The organism is Mesorhizobium sp. ES1-4, from assembly GCF_020164745.1.
GTDB lineage: Bacteria > Pseudomonadota > Alphaproteobacteria > Rhizobiales > Rhizobiaceae > Mesorhizobium.
On sequence record NZ_JAIUGV010000025.1, the window covers coordinates 16,491 to 33,095 of the forward strand.

Sequence of the window (16,605 nt, forward strand, 5' to 3'; positions counted from 1 at the left end):
ACGATGCAGGCAATGAGGTGAACCGCCAAGCACGAATCCGGACTGGGAGCTTAGAGAAACCGCCAATGCATATCGTAGTCTGCATCAAGCAGGTGCCGGATTCGGCACAGATCCGCGTGCACCCGGTGACGAACACGATCATGCGTCAGGGTGTTCCGACCATCATCAATCCTTACGACCTGTTCGCCCTCGAAGAAGCGCTCAAACTGCGCGACGTTCATGGTGGCGAGGTTACTGTGCTCACAATGGGTCCGCCCATGGCGGAGGACTCGCTGCGAAAGGCGCTCGGTTACGGTGCTGACCGAGCAGTTCTCTTGACGGACCGCTATTTTGCCGGATCCGATACGCTGGCGACTTCCTTTGCTCTTTCGCAAGCAATCGCAAAAATTGGGGAGACTTTCGGCAGGCCGGACATCGTCTTCACCGGCAAGCAGACGATTGACGGCGATACCGCCCAGGTCGGACCGGGCATAGCCAAGCGCCTAGATTTATCGCAACTTACCTATGTCGCGAAGATTGCCTCCATCGATCTCGATACGCGAGAGATCGAAGTCGCTCGTCGCGCCGAAGGCGGCACCCAGTTGCTGAAGAGCAGACTCCCTTGCCTCATTACCATGCTGGAAGACACCAACGAAATCCGCCGGGGCTCGCTCCAGCAGGCTCTGTGCGCGGCGCGCAGCCAAGTCGTGAAGTGGACTGCAGCCGACGCCGGCATTGACGATCTCACCCGGTGCGGTCTGCGTGGCTCGCCTACAGTCGTCAAGCGTGTTTTCGCCCCCACCGCACGGGCAGAAAGGGCGGCGCAGATCGACACCGCGGAAAGGGGCTTGCAGGACATAGCCGATGAACTCATCGCCGATATCTTAACCCGCCGGCCGGCGCTGGAACATGAGCTGGCCTTCAACAGCGGCACGTGACGGCCAGGAGCAGAAAATGTCGACCGCAAGCCAAACTACCCCTCGCATTGCCCCCGGCCGTGCCGGTGTAAAGAAAGAACTTCCCGACCGTTTCAAAGACTACCGGCACGTGTGGGTCTTCCTCGAGCTCGAACGCGGCAATGTGCATCCTGTATCATTCGAACTGCTGGGCGAAGGCCGCAAATTAGCCGACAAGCTTGAAGTCCAGCTCGCGGGCGTCGTGCTGGGACCGCCGGGCGAGATGGTCGAGGACGCTGTTGCCGAGGCCTTCGCTTACGGGGCGGATCTTGTCTACATCGTCGATGCGCCGCCGCTCGCCGACTACCGGAACGAGCCGTTCGCCAAGGCGCTCACGGATCTGGTCAATACCCATAAACCCGAAATCCTCCTTCTCGGCGCGACCACACTGGGCAGGGATCTTGCAGGCTCGGTAGCGACGACCCTGCAGACGGGGCTCACGGCCGACTGCACCGAACTTGATGTAGATTCCGACGGTTCACTCGCCGCGACCCGTCCGACTTTTGGTGGCTCATTGTTGTGTACGATCTATACACTAAATTACCGGCCGCAAATGGCGACGGTGCGACCAAGGGTCATGCCTATGCCGCAACGGGTGGATAAGCCGGTCGGGCGTGTCATGCGGCACAAGCTGTCGCTCGTTGAGGACGATATCGTCACCAAAGTCCTCGGCTTCCTACCGGATAACCAGTCGGCAATGGCAAATCTTGCCTATGCGGATGTCGTGGTTGCGGGAGGCCTCGGTCTCGGAGCGGCGGAGAACCTTCAGCTTGTGAAGAATCTTGCCCGAGCGATCGGCGCCGAGCATGGCTGTTCGCGCCCCTTGGTCCAGAAGGGCTGGATGCCGGCTGATCGACAGATTGGACAAACTGGCAAGACCATTCGACCGAAGCTTTACATCGCGGCCGGAATTTCCGGCGCCATCCAGCACCGAGTTGGGGTCGAGGGGGCCGATCTCATCGTCGCGATCAACACCGATCCGAACGCGCCGATTTTCGAGTTCGCCCACCTCGGGATCGTCACGGATGCAATCCGCTTCCTGCCCGCACTGACGGAAGCCTTCACCCGGCGGCTGTCGCCGCACAGTCGAGACAAGCTTGCGAGTTGAGGGAGAGGACATGATTGAACAATTCGATGCCATTGTGGTCGGAGCCGGCATGTCTGGAAACGCAGCTGCTTACACTTTGGCAAGCCAGGGGCTGAAGGTCCTGCAGTTGGAGCGCGGGGAATATCCGGGCTCTAAGAACGTCCAGGGTGCCATAATGTACGCGAACATGCTGGAGAAGATCATCCCGGACTTCCGGGATGATGCGCCCCTCGAGCGGCACCTGGTCGAACAGCGACTTTGGGTGATGGACGACACGTCTCACACCGGAATTCATTACCGGTCGGACGACTTCAATGAGGCGAAACCCAACCGCTACACGATCATCCGCGCCCAGTTCGACAAATGGTTTTCCCGCAAGGTGCGCGAGGCTGGCGCGACGGTCCTGTGTGAGACGACCGCGACGGAACTCGTCCGTGATGGCAATGGCAAGGTGATCGGCGTCCGCACAGACCGGGCTGGCGGAGTGGTCTTCGCGAATGTGGTCGTTCTCGCAGAAGGGGTGTCGGGATTGCTTGGCACTCGCGCAGGCCTGCGCGAGATGCCGAAGCCGGAGACCGTGGCGATTGCCGTCAAGGAAATGCATTTCTTGCCCGAAGAGGTCATTGGCCAGCGGTTCGGGGTGAAGGGCGATGAAGGCTGCGTAATCGAGGCCGTGGGCACGATCTCTCGCAGCATGGCCGGGCTCGGCTTCCTTTACACCAATAAGGAGTCGATTTCACTCGGCATCGGCTGCCTGGTCTCGGATTTCGCCGCGACGATGGAGAGCCCGTCCGCCCTCCTGGATGCGATGAAAAACCATCCTTCGATCCGGCCGCTGATCGCTGGCTCGGAGGTGAAAGAATATGCCGCCCATCTTATCCCCGAAGGTGGTTACAGGGCCATTCCGCAGCTATTCGGCGACGGTTGGGTCATCGTCGGCGACGCAGCGCAACTGAACAATGCCATTCACCGTGAGGGTTCGAACCTTGCCATGACCTCGGGTCGTGTCGCGGCTGAGGCGATCATCAAAGTCAAAAGCCGCAACGGTCCTATGACCAAAGCGAACCTTGCGCTCTACAAGACGATGCTGGATGACTCCTTTGTGATCAAGGATCTTAAGAAATACAAGGACATGCCAGCCTTACTCCACACCAATTCCAGCAACTTTTTTGACAGCTATCCGCGGTTGATGTCGCATGCCGCTCAGACCTTCATGCGTGTCGACGGCACGCCGAAGATCGAGAAGGAAAAGAACACCACGGCCGCCTTCATCAACGCGCGCTCGCGCTGGGGGTTGGTCAGCGACGCGGTCCGCCTGGCATTGGCATGGCGCTGAAGAGGGTACAAGATGACGATCGCAGTGACGAAGGTTCGTGTCGAGGACAAACTTTACCAGAACCGCTATCTGGTCGATTCCGGCCGCCCCCATATCATAGTGCGACCGCACGACAAGCCAAGCGCGAACTTGCTTGCGTTGACCTACGTCTGTCCGGCGAAATGCTATGAGTTGAATGACAAGGGTCAAGTCGAGATCACCGCCGACGGCTGCATGGAATGCGGCACCTGCCGGATATTGTGCGAGAAAGGCGGCGACATCGAGTGGAACTATCCGCGCGGCGGCTTTGGTGTCCTGTTCAAGTTCGGATGATCAGCCGGTGCCAAGAGCATGCCGGCAGCGAGCAACTGCGGCACACCATGAGCCTCTCCATCCACTTGCAAAGAGCTAGTGAATATTGGGTTTCGCAATTCAAGTTTCCTCGACTTGGTAGGGGTATCCTCAGGCCACGGGGCGCCTGTGCCGGACTTACCACCGGTAACGTGGTCGAGCCCCTTTGGACAATGTCCGGCCATCGTGCCGGATGGCAGCCACAACGGCCGGTGAGCAAATGGAACGGCACAATCCATGATAAAGACGTATGTGCTAGTGCATGGTGCCTGGCATGGCGGATGGTGTTGGCGGGACGTCGCCGCCAATCTTCGCAAGATGGGATGCCACGTGACCACGCCTACCCAGACAGGTGTCGGCGAACGCGCACGTTTGCTGTGCAAGGACATCACGCCCGACACATTCGTGACCGACATCGTCAACCACATTGTAACGGAAGAGCTGAGCGATGTGATCCTTGTCGGTCACAGTCTAGGCGGCATCAGCATCACCGGCGCCGCCGACCGGATACCCGACCATATCAGCCATCTCGTTTATCTCGACGGCGCCATCGTCGAGAGCGGTCAAAGTGTATTCAGCACCATGCCCCCCGACATCGTCGCCGCCCGTCGAAAATTGGTTGCGGAGGAAGGACGGGGTATCTTCATGCCGACTCCGCCGCCAACAGCATTCGGCACTCCCGAGGGACACTCGCTCACGGACTGGGTGCGGCGCCGGATAACACCGCATCCGGCAGGCACCTACGAAAGCGGACTTAAGCTCGAGCACCCGCTCGGCAACGGCAGACCCCGAACCTATGTCGTCTGCACTAATCCACTCCACCCGCCGATGGCGGGAGCGCGAGAATGGGTCGCGAAGCAGGATGGCTGGGCGTGGCAGGAACTCGCCACTGGCCACGACGCAATGATCCTCGCGCCGACGGAAGTTGCTCTCCTTCTTAGCGCTGTCGGCTGAGGAACCAAGTAGGGGGAGCGGCGGCCGATTCTCAGGCCGTGGCCTTGAGCTCTGGTGCAAGGATGTAGGCCCAACGGGTCGTTCCGGTGGCGCCACCGAAACCACTAGGCGGGAGTGGCCTGTCCTGCCGACGTCGCAAGCTTGCGAGCGTTCCGCCGCGGCCGCAGCCCGTAGCGCCGGGCAACCTCCGAGATCACCGCGTCGGCTCCAGGGTCTCGGAGATGACTCCGTGCCTTGTCGTCCATCGACCAATGCCGCCGACCAACAGCGCCGTTGATCACCCTCGAAAACGCCGAGGCTGCCGCTCAGGGTCAATCGTAAGTTCAAGTTCAGACACAAGCCGATCTCCGATCCACCTCAGAATCGGCAGGCCCACAGATCGCGGGTCCTCCTGGAAGGACACAGCGCTTACCCTTGAAATATGGAGAACCATGGCTTTGCGCCGTCGGCAGTTGAGCTGATCTCGCAATGCTATTTCCCCGGCAACGTCCGCGAGCCGGAGAACTGCGTGCTTGGCGTTCTCCTCTGGAAGGAACCAATCTTTCGGAACGTGGCAATGTCATCGACGAGCTCTCACGGGCCAGCACGATGCCGGTTCGGCGCATCGGCGCCCGCCTGAACACGAGATGGCCACTTGCGATTCTAACGATACGGCCGGACGGGGGCTGGGACCGCGGCGGACGAAGCGTGACGGCTGATCGACACAATGGAGAAGGCCGGCTGGGTTCAGGCTAATGCGGCTCGAATTCTCGGCCTCAAGCTGCGACAAGTCGGCTAGGCGATACGCCGGCATAGTATCGAGGTGAAGGAACTTCTAAGAGCCTGATGAGCCAATCGTCAGGCCAGTGGTCTTGCGCGCCCTGTGCGCGACAAGGAGTGCTTCGTGCTTCTGAACGGATTTGGACTTGCACTGTCGCAAGCAGGACAAAATTGTGTCGCGCCGGCCTGACACAATGCGATATCGACCCGAATAGTGAACTGAAGCCGCTTTTTTCAGTTGGTATGGCTCTTGCACCTTGAACCGCGACGTTACCAGCAACGGAGCCGTTTGATGTCCTCACCGACAGTTTCGATTGAGGGGCCGACTAGCACGACATCCGAGGGTCTTCTGGCAGCCGCGAAATCCGGTGGCTGCGCATCGTCTTCCTACGGCTCGTCGCCGACCAGCCCGGGCGAAGAGGATCCGGCTATTTGGGAAAGGATCAAGGATCACCCCTGCTTTTCGGAGGAAGCGCATCATTATTTCGCGCGTATGCATGTGGCGGTCGCGCCGGCTTGCAATGTCCAGTGCAACTATTGCAATCGCAAATACGATTGCGCCAACGAGAGCCGGCCTGGTGTTGTGTCTGAGAAGTTGACGCCCGACCAAGCGCTACGCAAGGTCATCGCCGTTGCCAACAAAGTTCCGCAGCTTTCGGTTCTTGGCATCGCTGGGCCGGGGGATGCCTGTTACGATTGGGAGAAAACGAAGGCAACGTTCGACCGCGTCATCAGGGAAATCCCCGACATAAAGCTGTGCGTCTCCACTAATGGGCTCGTGCTGCCGGACCATGTCGCCGAGCTTGCCGAAATGAATGTTGATCACGTGACGATCACCATCAACATGGTCGACCCGGAAGTCGGCGCGAAGATCTATCCATGGATCTTTTATGAAAATCGCCGCTACTTCGGCATCGAAGCCGCTCGAATCTTGCACGCGCGGCAGATGCTGGGCCTGGAGATGCTGAGCGCGCGCGGCATCCTCACCAAAATCAACTCGGTGATGATTCCTGGAGTGAACGACCAGCACCTGTTTGAGGTGAACAAAATGGTCAGGGAGCGGGGCGCGTTTCTGCACAACGTGATGCCTCTGATTTCGGACCCGGCGCACGGTACCCACTACGGACTCATCGGGCAGCGCGGCCCAACGGCAACGGAGATGATGGCTCTTCAGGATCGACTTGAAGGTGGCGCCAAGTTGATGCGCCACTGCCGGCAGTGCCGGGCAGATGCTGTCGGCCTGCTCGGTGAAGATCGTGGCCAGGAATTCACGCTGGACGGTATTCCCGACGATGTCGCCTACGATGCTGGCAAGCGTCAGGCCTATCGGCAGGTGGTCGCACACGAGCGCCGTGATCATGAGGCGGCGAGGAGCGAGGCCATCGGTATGGTCAAGGCAACAGACTCCGAAAAGTCGCTTCTGGTTGCGGTGGCCACTAAGGGAGGTGGACGGGTCAACGAACACTTCGGCCACGCGAAGGAATTCCAGGTTTATGAAGTCTCGCCTAGAGGGATCAGCTTGGTCGGGCATCGGAAGGTCGAGCGGTATTGCCTCGGAGGCGGGGGCGAAGACGCCATCCTCGAGGGCGTCATCGCAGCGCTCGAAGGCATACACATAGTGCTATGCGCCAAGATCGGAAATCGCCCGAAGGAACAACTCTCGCGAGTTGGACTGCGCGTAACCGACGCCTATGGCCATGACTACATCGAGACCGCAGTCAGCGCACTTTACGCGGCAGAGTTTGGGATCAGACCACTAGCGGCGACGGCCTGAGCCGTCTCGTCCGATAACCAGGAGTTAGAATGGCTTTAAAGATCATCGCATCCCAATGTACCCAATGCGGGGCCTGCGAGTTCGAATGTCCTTCGGAAGCGATCAAGTTCAAGGGCGACGCCTATGTGATCGATCCAAACAAGTGCACCGAATGCAAGGAGGCCTTCGATACGCAGCAATGCGTGTCGGTCTGTCCGGTACCGAAAACCTGCGTTCCCGCTTGATTCCTACCGAAACGGTCGGGTTCGCCGCACGACGACGCCTGCAACCCGCGACCACAACAAAAGCCTCGAGAAAGGAATGGACAGCATGTGGTCCAGACGCGAACAGGAGGTCGAAATCGGCAGACCGCCACGGTTCATGCAGGGTGAGCGGGTCCGTGCGATACGCCACATAAAAAACGACGGCACCTATCCCGGCAAGGAGATCGGCGAAAACCTCGTGCGGAAGGGCGACGAAGGCTACGTGCGCGACATTGGAACCTTTCTCCAGCAATTCTTCATCTATGCGGTCGAATGGATCGATCGTGGCACGGTCGTCGGCATGCGAGCGCGCGAACTCATTAGCCTCGACAAAGTCGAGGTTCCCTGCGGAGCTGAAGGCATTTCCAACGGGGGAACAGCCGGATGAAAGTAATGATTCGCAGGACCGCTACTGGCTTGTCGGCTTATGTCCCCAAGAAGGATCTCGAAGAGCCGATCACCGAGATTGAGAACGCTGACTTATGGGGCGGGACCGTGACGCTCAGGAACGGTTGGCGGCTCATGCTGCCCGACCTTCCGCGCGACACGCGTTTGCCGATCACCGTCGAGGCGATGAAGATTTCCGACGGGGCCTGATGCCGGTGGGTTCAGTGGCGGAGAGGAAACGCGTATGAACACGATGCTGAGCTGGGACCATCTCGTCGTCGTCCGGGGCAGTTTTGCCAAAAAACTGATTGACCTGCTGAACGGCGCTCTCAAGGCCGATCGAGTGATCCCCTATCTCGGTCCTGGTCTTCTGCAGCTTAACCCACCGGAATCCCCTGTACCTTGCACCCCTGAAGATGTCGCCGCGGCCCTCAACAAGCGGGCGCCTGCCCCTTCCAGGATTCGCACCAATATGTGGTCGGTCGCGCAGTTTATCGAGCAGCGCCGACATCGTCGGACTCTCCAAGCGTGGATGGCGGAGATATTCGCAGCCCCCGCCGAGCCGACCGTTCTTCACGCCTGGCTCGCAACCCTTCAACTGTCTGTCATCATCGACAGCTGGTACGATGGCGCCATGCGAGCAGCCCTTGCAGAGGCCGGCCAAACAGACGTTGTCGAGATACAAGGAACGACGCGCGCGACCGGAATCGGTAACATCTGGACGAGAACTTACGATTTGTCAGGAACAGAACTCGAGGCCGAACAAGTGGCTAGGACGGTGCTCTATGCGCCGCACGGCAGCGTCAGGCCGGCGGCAAACTTCCTCGTGGCTGATTCCGATTACGTCGAAGTCCTAACCGAAATTGATATCCAGACGCCGATCCCGGACGCGGTGAAGCAACGGCGCGTCAACCGGGGTTTTTTCTTCGTGGGCTGCCGCTTCAACGATCAGATGCTGCGCACATATGCCAGACAGCTGATGAAGCGCTCCACTGGCCCACATTTTGCGGTGATCGATTCGGCTACGCTGACCAGAAACGAACGTCGTTTCCTTGCCGAAGGCGCAATCACGGTCATCGACATGCCGATCCGCAACGCCGCGGCTCGCCTCGTCGGGGTCGATGCTAGCCAGGATTAATGGCCGGCGATTGCTGGTGAGTCGCTGCTTGCCTCCAAGGGCGAAAACTCAGTTGGGAATACATTCGTGAGCAGTAATGCTAGTGGCAGCACAACGTAGGCTCTGAATTCGTTGGGCCATGTGAAAGGGTCCGCTGCTGCGGGACGTGAGCACGTTGCGGCGGCATTACGCACATGATCTTGTGACCCCCGTGGCAAAAGAACTGAAGCGCCCGAGTCGCGACAACATATGCAGCGCTCAATGGCTTCGACAAAAATTCGGCACAGTTTCGACAGTTCGCATGCACCTCCAGGGTCAACGAGGTTGATTATGCCTGTTTATGTGGGTCGGCCACGCGAGCAGGAATTCCCACTACCTTTGCCCCGGCGGGAACATCTCGTGTGACCACGCAGCCAGCGCCTACCACTGCATTATCACCAATCGTGACGCCAGGCAGAATGATTGCTCCACCGCCGATCCAGACACGGCTGCCAATGTGAACAGGACGCCCGACCTGCAGGCCGGCCTGCCGCTGCTCGGCATCATGTGGATGATCGGCGGTATAAATCTGCACAGCAGGCCCAATTGCCGTTCCTTGCCCGATTTTGACCTCTACCACGTCAAGAATAACGCAGTTGAAGTTGATGTAGGCATTGGCTCCAATGCGGATATTGAATCCGTAGTCGCAAAAAAAGGGCGGACGGATGACCGTTCCGCGCCCAACCTCTCCCAGCCGCTCGGACAAAAGCTCATGCCAATGCCCCGTGGTCTGCCCCAGCGTATCATTGTACCGCTTGAGCCAAGCCCCGGTTGCCAACAGGTCAGCTTGGATCTCCGGATCCGCCGCATTGTAAAACTCGCCTGCGAGCATCTTTTCTTTTTGGCTACGCATCATAGTCTCCCGTCAGGTCGTGTCCCGTACAGTGATGCAGGAACGCACATCAAACTGCCTCGGCAACTTTGTAACTCGATCTTGCCGGGCGCGCGGTCGGTCACGAGCCGGGGCGACAGTTTCGTCTCGACCAACTTCCAAGAATTTGGATATCGGAGATCAACCGGTCGCAGGGGCCAATACCTGACGAAGTCGGCAACTGTCCAGCGGTCGAACTCACTTTCATGCCCATCTCAGATTGCGTGATATCGAGCGGTAAGCCATCAGCTAATGTATCGACCAGGTCCCGCCAGAGGATTACTCCTTTTTAGTTTGTCAGTCGCAGAGCCCCAGTACGACTGGTGGTAGAAAGCACACGGCCGGAATCTTGGCAGCGCTGTTCACACCCACTTCGTAAGCCTGGCCGATGGGCTCGGCGCCAGAGCACCAATGCTTGACCTGCTCCAGCTCTTGCTCGGCGGGTTGTTTCAGAGACGCTTGATCTCGATACCGCGTTTTCTCAGCACGTAGCCGATCTGGCGCGGGGTCAAACCGAGCAGGCGCGCCGCCTTTGCCTGCACCCAGCCACACTTTTCCATGGCAGCAATGACCGTATCGGCATCGGGCACCCTACCACGAGTCGTGGCAGGGCCTATCGGCGCTTGCCCGTCGCCGACGGGCGGGGCGGCACAGGCGGCGGAAGGCTCGATCGTAGTCGACTTCTCTGACGTCGGCTGTCCGTTCTTCCACAGCGCCGCGGCCAAGCACTGATCCGCGTAACAGGCAAAGTCAGTTCTGAGGATTGATGGACCCGTCGCCAGAACTGCCGTCCGTTGAACGCAGTTTTCGAGCTCTCGGATGTTACCTGGAAATTCGCAGTTCATTAGCACCTCAATCGCTTCGGGAGCGAAGGTCAGCGTGTGATCATTCTCAGTATTGAAATTCTTGAGAAACTGAGCGGCCAAGAGCGGAATATCACCTCGCCTTTCGCGCAATGCCGGCACGCGTAAAGTGACGACGTTGATGCGATAATAGAGGTCTTGCCGGAACTCCTTGCGTTGAACTGCCGTTTCCAAGTCCCTGTTCGTTGCGGCAATCACGCGAACATCAACTTTAATGGTGTGGTTGCTGCCGACGCGCTCAAACTCCTGCTCCTGCAGGACACGCAGCAGCTTAGCCTGGAACGAACCTGATATTTCGCCAATCTCGTCCAGAAACAATGTGCCTTTGTCGGCAGCCTCAAAGCGCCCCTTGCGCAAACTGCTCGCGTCGGTGAAGGCACCCTTCTCATGACCGAACAAGTCAGATTCCAGAAGCGTCTCGGTGAGCGCCGCGCAATTGACCTTGATGAAGGGCTGCTTGGCGCGAGGCGAGAGCTCGTGAATGGCTTTGGCAACCAGCTCCTTGCCGGTTCCGGATTCACCTCGCAACAGGACCGTAGTCTTCGCCTTGGCCACCTTGACAAGGTGCTCACGCAGCTTGCGCAGCGCCTGACTATCGCCAAGCATCTCCTTGCTGATCTTTTTACGTTCCATTTGGCAGCCCATCCCACTCCGCCACCCGCCGGTAGAACTGCACTGGACGGTGAGCTGTGTTGTATTTCGCCATCATCATTCTCGATCTCACCTTTGTTGCTTCGAAATTTCCGGCGCGCGGACCCCCTCGGCAAATGGCAATGGCGCCTGAGCATCGTTGTCTTTCACCAGGACGAGCGTCTTCTCCTCCGTGCGGGCGCCCGCAATATGCGCGCTTGTTTGCGCAGGCCTTTACTCGACCGGTCGCCGTTCTGTCCGGCTTCTGCCGCACCGCAGCCTGCAAACCCATCCTTGACAAGAAAGGAGGGGAGTCAATCGAGCTCTCCTTGCATTCGTGCAAGGAAAATTGTCAGTTTGATAGAATTCTATCAAAACGGCAGAAACGCCCCGCCCCCAATTTGGCTGTACCTGCGGCGTTCAGCTTACGTGACGACATGTGCGGACTTGTCCCAATTGCCGTCCGAGTTGTGCGGGAAACAGTAGCCGCTGCGCTGTTCGCTTCAACCGCGTGATGCCGCTGACAGTAGAGGCGGCGGCTCGTCGAGCGAGGCTTCATTGTTCGGCTACTAAAGCGGCTGTGCTTTGGTGGGAGTTGGTTTCGCCCAAGTTCTGGGCCTGGGGGCGTCTAGCCCGTTTCGCCGCACAGGCTCCTCCCACATCGTCGAGGCCGAGAAGGAGGGACCCCACAGCCCTCCCTGTATCACAATGCCCCGCCCCTCAAGCAGCTAGATACGACAGGTGACCTCGAATGAGGCGTCTTGCATGGCTTCTACACCTGCCTGAATGCCAGAACTGCGTTCGTACCGCCCATGGCGAAGGCGTTGCTCATGGCGACGCGCACCTTGCGCTCGCGCGGCACATTGGGTGTGATGTCGAGGTCGCAAGCGGGATCTGGCTCGCGATAGTTGGCGGTCGGCGGCACGACGTCCTCTTGGATTGCCATCACGCAGGCGATCATTTCAAGCGCGCTCGCTGCGCCGAGGCAATGCGCGTGCGTGGACTTGGTGGAAGAGATGGACATCGAATAAGCGTGGTTTCCAAACACACGCTTGATCGCCGCCGTTTCAGTCTGATCATTGCTCTTGGTACCGGTGCCGTGCGCGTTGAGATAGTCGACGTCCTCGGCATTCAGCCCGGCATCGGCAAGGCAGGCGCGCATCGCCGACGCTGGCCCCTCGACAGATGGCGCGGCAATGTGGAAGGCATCGGCGGAAAGGCCGACGCCGGCGATCTCGGCAAGAATTGTGGCACCACGCCTCGTGGCATGCTCGTAGCTTTCCAGCACGGCCATGCCCGCACCCTCGCCCAGCACCAGGCCCTTCCTATCGGCGGAGAAGGGCCGGCAGGTATCGGGTGAAAGCACGCGCATTGCTTCCCATGCTTTCAGCACGCCCCATGCGAAGGGTGCGTCGCTGCCTCCGGAAACCATTACGTCGGCCCGGCCCAGCTTGATCTGGTCCACCGCCGAGGCGATCGCATGGTTGGCCGAGGCACATGCGGAGGTCACCCCGAAGACCGGCCCGCGCAAGCCGAGGCTCAAGCTCACCTGGCCGGCGGCGGCGCTTGGCATCGTTTTGGGTACAGCGAGGATGCCAACTCGCCTCGCGCCGTCCAAAAGGAGGGCCCGGTAAGTTTCCTCCATCACATCCCAGCCCAAGCCGCCGACGCCCACTGTCGCGCCGAAGCGATGGGCATTCCCCTCGTCGCAGGAAAGTCCGGCCTGCCGCATGGCTTCGCGCGCTGCAAGCACGGCGAGCAAGCTGAAGCGGGCCATGGAGACGAGCTGCTTGCGATCGATGTCGTGCTGGGGCAGCGCCTTGATCTCAGCGCCGGTCATGCCCTCCAGGTCATGAAGCTCGGAATTGGCGATCGGGCCGATGGCGGAGCGGCCTTCGCGCATCTCTTTCCACATAGAGGCGGCGTCGGTGCCCAGTCCGCACAGGCCGCCCACTCCGGTGATAACGACGCGCCTGTCCATTCAAGCCTCCTTCGCAAGCAAGCCGCGGACGGCTTCCACGACGTCGCCGACATTCTTGAGATTGGACCAGGCATCGGCCGTGTTCATGTCGATCTTGATGCCGTAGGCCTGCTCCACATCCCAGAGGACGTCCGCCAAACCCAGCGAATCGAACCCGAGCGCGTCCAGTTCCGTGGCGATTGTTATCTCGCCGACGAATGACGCAGGCATTCCCTCACCGCTCTCCGACTCGGCGCGTTTCTTGATCAGGGCAATGACGTCCGTTGCGAATTGATCGGCCATTCTGTTTCCTGTCTTTCTTTCCCGCGTTTCGACCTGGACGCGGCTCAGTTCCTGAGGCGCGCCGCGTCGCGAAAGCCATCACGCTTGGGCAACTGACAAAGCCCAATGCTCATAAAGCCGGATCAGGTCCGGCCGGTGTGTGGCGTAGGTGCAGTATGACGATGTGAGCCGCTACACGTGCGCGTCTCCCGGTCTGTCCATAGGCTCGGAAGAAGTCGGACAGTTTGACATGGCCGGTCAGTTGCAACTCCCTTTCCCAGCACTCCACTGCCCGGTAGAGCGCATGAAAAATCTCCTTTCGGGCGGTTTCTTAAGACGCTCGCCACGCCATGAGGCAGTGGGGGCATCGGTGTCCATCAGGTGCTTCTGCCCATGCAGGATTCCAGAACATTGATGAAATCGTTTGTTTCGATGAAAGGCATCCACACTTTGGATGGTTGACCACGCTTTTCAAAGATCGTGAACTACATCTCCTCGTTGTGCTCGACGCACTCCGGACAAGTAACCTCATGGGCGCGGCATGCAGGATTAACCGAGCCCAGCCGGTCATGAGTGCGGCCGGCGCTCGGCTGCTCGATTTATTTGCGCGATAAGCTCGCGACCATGTCCGCGGAGGTATTCAAACTTAACGCTGCGTCCGGGAGCTCTTGCCCTCCAGTTTGCGACGCTCCCCCGCCCATCCAGTGATCGTTTATTTCGTCGGATAGTTTGACCCGGCTCTACCGAATCGCCGCTTCAGGATCATTCTTTCCGATTTCGTCACGCTCGTATTTCTGCCGCGTCCTACACCGATTGGGCGCGAACAAAACTGAGCGCCTTGGAACCCGAACCCGTGCGTCGTGACCGGGAGCATCCGGGGCGAACTCATCCGCTCGGGGGCATCGCATCACCGGACGGCGACAGGCACGGTCGACCGGCATCTCGGCATCGGCTGGGAATTCGTCCATGGTCTGCATTGGCGACGACGCTTCCTGAGGCCACGTAGCCCTTATGCCAAGCTGGGCGCCCGGGTCGAGCGCGTAATGACGACAATTGCTTCGCTGCAGGTCAAACGCTTTCCGGGCCACCTGCAAAGTCTTCACCCGGCCGTACAGCGCCCAAGACCACTGATGTGATCGACAAGAGCCTTTTTGATAAATCTGCGCTATTCTCCTGTCGCGCACGGACGACCGCGTGGCGAAGAGCAGGGTCCGAGATGAGAGCCCTGCCGCGCAGCTTCTATCGTCGCGCCTCGTTTGCGGCATCCGTGCCTACCCTCTTCGGACCTCGTGGGTTCCAACCGGCGACGAGGCGTGCATAGGCGCCCTCGGCCTGCTCCACCCAGCGGCGCTCTTCTTCCCGGTGGCTCTTTATGTTGTAGGCGTGCGCTCCCTTTTGGCCGCGCACAGCCTTGCTCCCGGCCTTGAGTTCCACATCGCGCAAGCTTCTTGGCATGCAGGGAGGGTCGAGCCCACGCGTAACTCTCGCCCTTCTCAACAGATGACAGATCACGACAGAGAGTTTGCGTGCGGTTGCCACGGCCGCGACATGCTGTCCGCGCCGGGCTCGCACGCCGCAGGGAGAAGGCTCGCAACGGTCCGGGAGCACGAGCGGCCGCCCAGGCCGCCTCGACGAGCATGCCGCGCGCATGACCACGGCCCTGCTTGGTGATCCGCCCATGGTAGGCCGGACCTGGCCGGACTGCTGGACGCTTGGGTTCAACCCGAGATAGGTCACGAGCTTCTGCGGATCGTCGAAGCGCGACACGTCGCCGATCGCCGCCCTTCATCGCCAGCGCGACGGTGATGTCGACGCCGGGAATGGTCATCAGCCGCTTCACGCCTTCATCCTCGAGAGCCGAGCGGACAAGATCGCGTTCGATGACCTGGAGGTCTTCGCCCAATCGGTCGAACTCGCGCAGATGCCCATCGATCGCGAGGCGCTCGTCCTGCGGTACGACCTGCTCGATTAACCAGGTCCGACCCTTGGCGCCGCACAGGTCAGCATGCGGGCAGGACGGATCAGGTGGCTATGAAGGATCGACTGGATGACGCTCTTCAATCGAGATCTCTGTCGGACAATCTGATTGCGCCGTGTCACCTGTCGACGCAGAGCCTGCGTCGGCTCGTCCGCAATCCAGACTTCTGGCAAGAAGCCGCTGGCATAGAGCTGCGCAAGAACGTCGGCGTCGATCGTCGTTTTGATCTTGGCATAGGCAACGATAAACACCTGTTTCGGCTTGGCGATCCCCACCTTCTTCACATGCGGCGCAACCACAGCTGCAGCGGACGTCGCGTTGCCGGTGGCCTCGATCACCCCGACATCGTTCGGCGACAGCTTCGCGGCGAACGCCGCCAGCAGATCGCGCCGCATGTCGACGCGGCCGAGTCGCCTGAGCCTGCCCTCCTCCCATGCCACTGCTTCGGCGAAGGCGCGGTGAATATCCAGTCCGATGATAAGCATGCCCGTTCCTCCTTCTTGGCTCGGTCAAAGACGGGAGCTGGCGGGCAACACGACATCTACTGATCCGCGCTCGCAGCGCATCCGGGAAAGTCGCGAGGGGCGGCCATGTAACGAGCTCGGGCTCTCAGCCCACGGTCTATTGACGGCCTGCCTGCACCTTTGTGCTCCCGGTGCCCCACGTCCCGGATGGGCTCACCATAAGGGCGTTCCAAAACAAGAACAGCAGGACGAGAAGGCACCACAGATCACATACCGGATAGCGGCAAGGCCAAGCGCTTCGTTCAGATAGGCTTGCGCCAATGGGCTTAGGCCGAGCCTACAACAGCTCTCAAAAACGCTGCCGGACTGCTGCATTGGCTCGCCGATACAATTGGCACAGGCCTCACGGCAGCTTAGGATCAAACCGCCCATCAGTCGCCTCGGACTGGAAAGGTGCACCCTATTAGGTTCCACGCCTAGCTAGGTCGGGGCCGCCGAAGACGCTGGTTGATAGACCGGCGCCATCGGCCCGGCGTTTCAAACTGCCAATCTCTGACCTGCACAGTACGAACGATTGCTCGCTTCGGCAGATCACGC

General features: G+C 59.8%; 17 protein-coding genes and 1 pseudogene. 12 read left to right on the top strand and 6 right to left on the bottom strand.

What is annotated here, in order from left to right; all coding sequences use genetic code 11:
- Positions 1–65 precede the first annotated feature (65 nt).
- The 11 genes from LB556_RS29370 to LB556_RS29420 all read left to right on the top strand — a co-directional run bounded on the left by LB556_RS29370 (position 66) and on the right by LB556_RS29420 (position 8,942).
- Positions 66–917 carry an electron transfer flavoprotein subunit beta/FixA family protein gene (locus LB556_RS29370; protein WP_063169390.1) on the top strand — a complete coding sequence of 284 codons (852 nt, stop codon included), beginning with the start codon at positions 66–68 and terminating at the stop codon, positions 915–917.
- A gap of 16 nt (positions 918–933) precedes the next feature.
- Positions 934–2,043 (top strand): electron transfer flavoprotein subunit alpha/FixB family protein, encoded by a 1,110-nt coding sequence (locus tag LB556_RS29375; protein ID WP_024505237.1) that lies wholly within the window; start codon positions 934–936, stop codon positions 2,041–2,043.
- Between the two features lie 10 nt (positions 2,044–2,053).
- Positions 2,054–3,358: an FAD-binding protein gene (locus tag LB556_RS29380; RefSeq protein WP_063169391.1), complete on the top strand. Its 1,305-nt coding sequence runs from the start codon at positions 2,054–2,056 to the stop codon at positions 3,356–3,358.
- A gap of 12 nt (positions 3,359–3,370) precedes the next feature.
- A complete protein-coding gene (locus LB556_RS29385) occupies positions 3,371–3,670 on the top strand; it encodes a ferredoxin family protein (RefSeq protein ID WP_024505235.1) in 300 nt (99 codons plus the stop codon).
- A 255-nt stretch (positions 3,671–3,925) separates the two neighbouring features.
- The gene (locus LB556_RS29390; RefSeq protein ID WP_063169392.1) at positions 3,926–4,642 is read left to right on the top strand and encodes an alpha/beta fold hydrolase; all 717 of its coding nucleotides are present in this window, start codon (positions 3,926–3,928) and stop codon (positions 4,640–4,642) included.
- A gap of 706 nt (positions 4,643–5,348) precedes the next feature.
- Positions 5,349–5,420: a helix-turn-helix domain-containing protein gene (locus LB556_RS29395; protein WP_245467364.1), complete on the top strand. Its 72-nt coding sequence runs from the start codon at positions 5,349–5,351 to the stop codon at positions 5,418–5,420.
- A 273-nt stretch (positions 5,421–5,693) separates the two neighbouring features.
- Positions 5,694–7,175 carry a nitrogenase cofactor biosynthesis protein NifB gene (gene nifB, locus LB556_RS29400; protein ID WP_063169393.1) on the top strand — a complete coding sequence of 494 codons (1,482 nt, stop codon included), beginning with the start codon at positions 5,694–5,696 and terminating at the stop codon, positions 7,173–7,175.
- A 29-nt stretch (positions 7,176–7,204) separates the two neighbouring features.
- Positions 7,205–7,399 (top strand): 4Fe-4S binding protein, encoded by a 195-nt coding sequence (locus LB556_RS29405; protein ID WP_024505232.1) that lies wholly within the window; start codon positions 7,205–7,207, stop codon positions 7,397–7,399.
- An 85-nt stretch (positions 7,400–7,484) separates the two neighbouring features.
- Positions 7,485–7,805 (top strand): nitrogen fixation protein NifZ, encoded by a 321-nt coding sequence (locus tag LB556_RS29410; protein WP_024505231.1) that lies wholly within the window; start codon positions 7,485–7,487, stop codon positions 7,803–7,805.
- The gene (gene nifT / locus LB556_RS29415) at positions 7,802–8,014 is read left to right on the top strand and encodes a putative nitrogen fixation protein NifT (RefSeq protein WP_024505230.1); all 213 of its coding nucleotides are present in this window, start codon (positions 7,802–7,804) and stop codon (positions 8,012–8,014) included. The genes LB556_RS29410 and nifT overlap by 4 nt, the downstream gene beginning before the upstream one ends.
- Before the next feature lie 34 nt (positions 8,015–8,048).
- A complete protein-coding gene (locus LB556_RS29420) occupies positions 8,049–8,942 on the top strand; it encodes an SIR2 family NAD-dependent protein deacylase (protein ID WP_024505229.1) in 894 nt (297 codons plus the stop codon).
- Positions 8,943–9,249: 307 nt separating this feature from the next.
- On the opposite strand, the gene LB556_RS29425 is transcribed toward LB556_RS29420, so the two are convergent.
- From LB556_RS29425 to LB556_RS29440, 4 genes and pseudogenes are all read right to left on the bottom strand, one after another.
- Positions 9,250–9,816, bottom strand: a complete 567-nt coding sequence (locus tag LB556_RS29425) for a sugar O-acetyltransferase (RefSeq protein WP_024505228.1) — start codon at positions 9,814–9,816, stop codon at positions 9,250–9,252.
- 464 nt (positions 9,817–10,280) lie between these two features.
- Positions 10,281–11,324, bottom strand: a pseudogene (nifA, locus tag LB556_RS29430) (nif-specific transcriptional activator NifA); the annotation flags it as partial.
- Positions 11,325–12,096: 772 nt separating this feature from the next.
- Positions 12,097–13,305 carry a beta-ketoacyl-[acyl-carrier-protein] synthase family protein gene (locus LB556_RS29435; RefSeq protein ID WP_063169394.1) on the bottom strand — a complete coding sequence of 403 codons (1,209 nt, stop codon included), beginning with the start codon at positions 13,303–13,305 and terminating at the stop codon, positions 12,097–12,099.
- Complete coding sequence (locus LB556_RS29440; protein WP_029356603.1) at positions 13,306–13,587, bottom strand: acyl carrier protein; 282 nt, start codon at positions 13,585–13,587, stop codon at positions 13,306–13,308. It abuts the gene before it with no gap.
- Positions 13,588–14,426: 839 nt separating this feature from the next.
- On the opposite strand from LB556_RS29440, the gene LB556_RS29445 reads away from it, so the two are divergent.
- Positions 14,427–14,702, top strand: coding sequence for a hypothetical protein (locus LB556_RS29445; protein ID WP_127262750.1), 276 nt, complete (start codon positions 14,427–14,429; stop codon positions 14,700–14,702).
- Between the two features lie 29 nt (positions 14,703–14,731).
- On the opposite strand, the gene LB556_RS32110 is transcribed toward LB556_RS29445, so the two are convergent.
- Both LB556_RS32110 and LB556_RS32115 read right to left on the bottom strand, forming a co-directional pair.
- Complete coding sequence (locus LB556_RS32110; RefSeq protein WP_365970300.1) at positions 14,732–15,394, bottom strand: hypothetical protein; 663 nt, start codon at positions 15,392–15,394, stop codon at positions 14,732–14,734.
- A 140-nt stretch (positions 15,395–15,534) separates the two neighbouring features.
- Positions 15,535–16,029, bottom strand: coding sequence for an IS110 family transposase (locus tag LB556_RS32115; protein ID WP_095769983.1), 495 nt, complete (start codon positions 16,027–16,029; stop codon positions 15,535–15,537).
- Between the last annotated feature and the right edge of the window lie 576 nt (positions 16,030–16,605).

Coding starts and splice junctions, on each gene's coding strand:
- LB556_RS29425 (WP_024505228.1), bottom strand. CDS start 9,816: ATGATGCGTAGCCAAAAAGAAAAGATGCTCGCAGGCGAGTTTTACAAT.
- LB556_RS29435 (WP_063169394.1), bottom strand. CDS start 13,305: ATGGACAGGCGCGTCGTTATCACCGGAGTGGGCGGCCTGTGCGGACTG.
- LB556_RS29380 (WP_063169391.1), top strand. CDS start 2,054: ATGATTGAACAATTCGATGCCATTGTGGTCGGAGCCGGCATGTCTGGA.
- LB556_RS29390 (WP_063169392.1), top strand. CDS start 3,926: ATGATAAAGACGTATGTGCTAGTGCATGGTGCCTGGCATGGCGGATGG.
- LB556_RS29375 (WP_024505237.1), top strand. CDS start 934: ATGTCGACCGCAAGCCAAACTACCCCTCGCATTGCCCCCGGCCGTGCC.
- nifB (WP_063169393.1), top strand. CDS start 5,694: ATGTCCTCACCGACAGTTTCGATTGAGGGGCCGACTAGCACGACATCC.
- LB556_RS29410 (WP_024505231.1), top strand. CDS start 7,485: ATGTGGTCCAGACGCGAACAGGAGGTCGAAATCGGCAGACCGCCACGG.
- LB556_RS29370 (WP_063169390.1), top strand. CDS start 66: ATGCATATCGTAGTCTGCATCAAGCAGGTGCCGGATTCGGCACAGATC.
- LB556_RS32110 (WP_365970300.1), bottom strand. CDS start 15,394: ATGACCATTCCCGGCGTCGACATCACCGTCGCGCTGGCGATGAAGGGC.
- LB556_RS29405 (WP_024505232.1), top strand. CDS start 7,205: ATGGCTTTAAAGATCATCGCATCCCAATGTACCCAATGCGGGGCCTGC.
- nifT (WP_024505230.1), top strand. CDS start 7,802: ATGAAAGTAATGATTCGCAGGACCGCTACTGGCTTGTCGGCTTATGTC.
- LB556_RS29440 (WP_029356603.1), bottom strand. CDS start 13,587: ATGGCCGATCAATTCGCAACGGACGTCATTGCCCTGATCAAGAAACGC.
- LB556_RS32115 (WP_095769983.1), bottom strand. CDS start 16,029: ATGCTTATCATCGGACTGGATATTCACCGCGCCTTCGCCGAAGCAGTG.
- LB556_RS29420 (WP_024505229.1), top strand. CDS start 8,049: ATGAACACGATGCTGAGCTGGGACCATCTCGTCGTCGTCCGGGGCAGT.
- LB556_RS29385 (WP_024505235.1), top strand. CDS start 3,371: ATGACGATCGCAGTGACGAAGGTTCGTGTCGAGGACAAACTTTACCAG.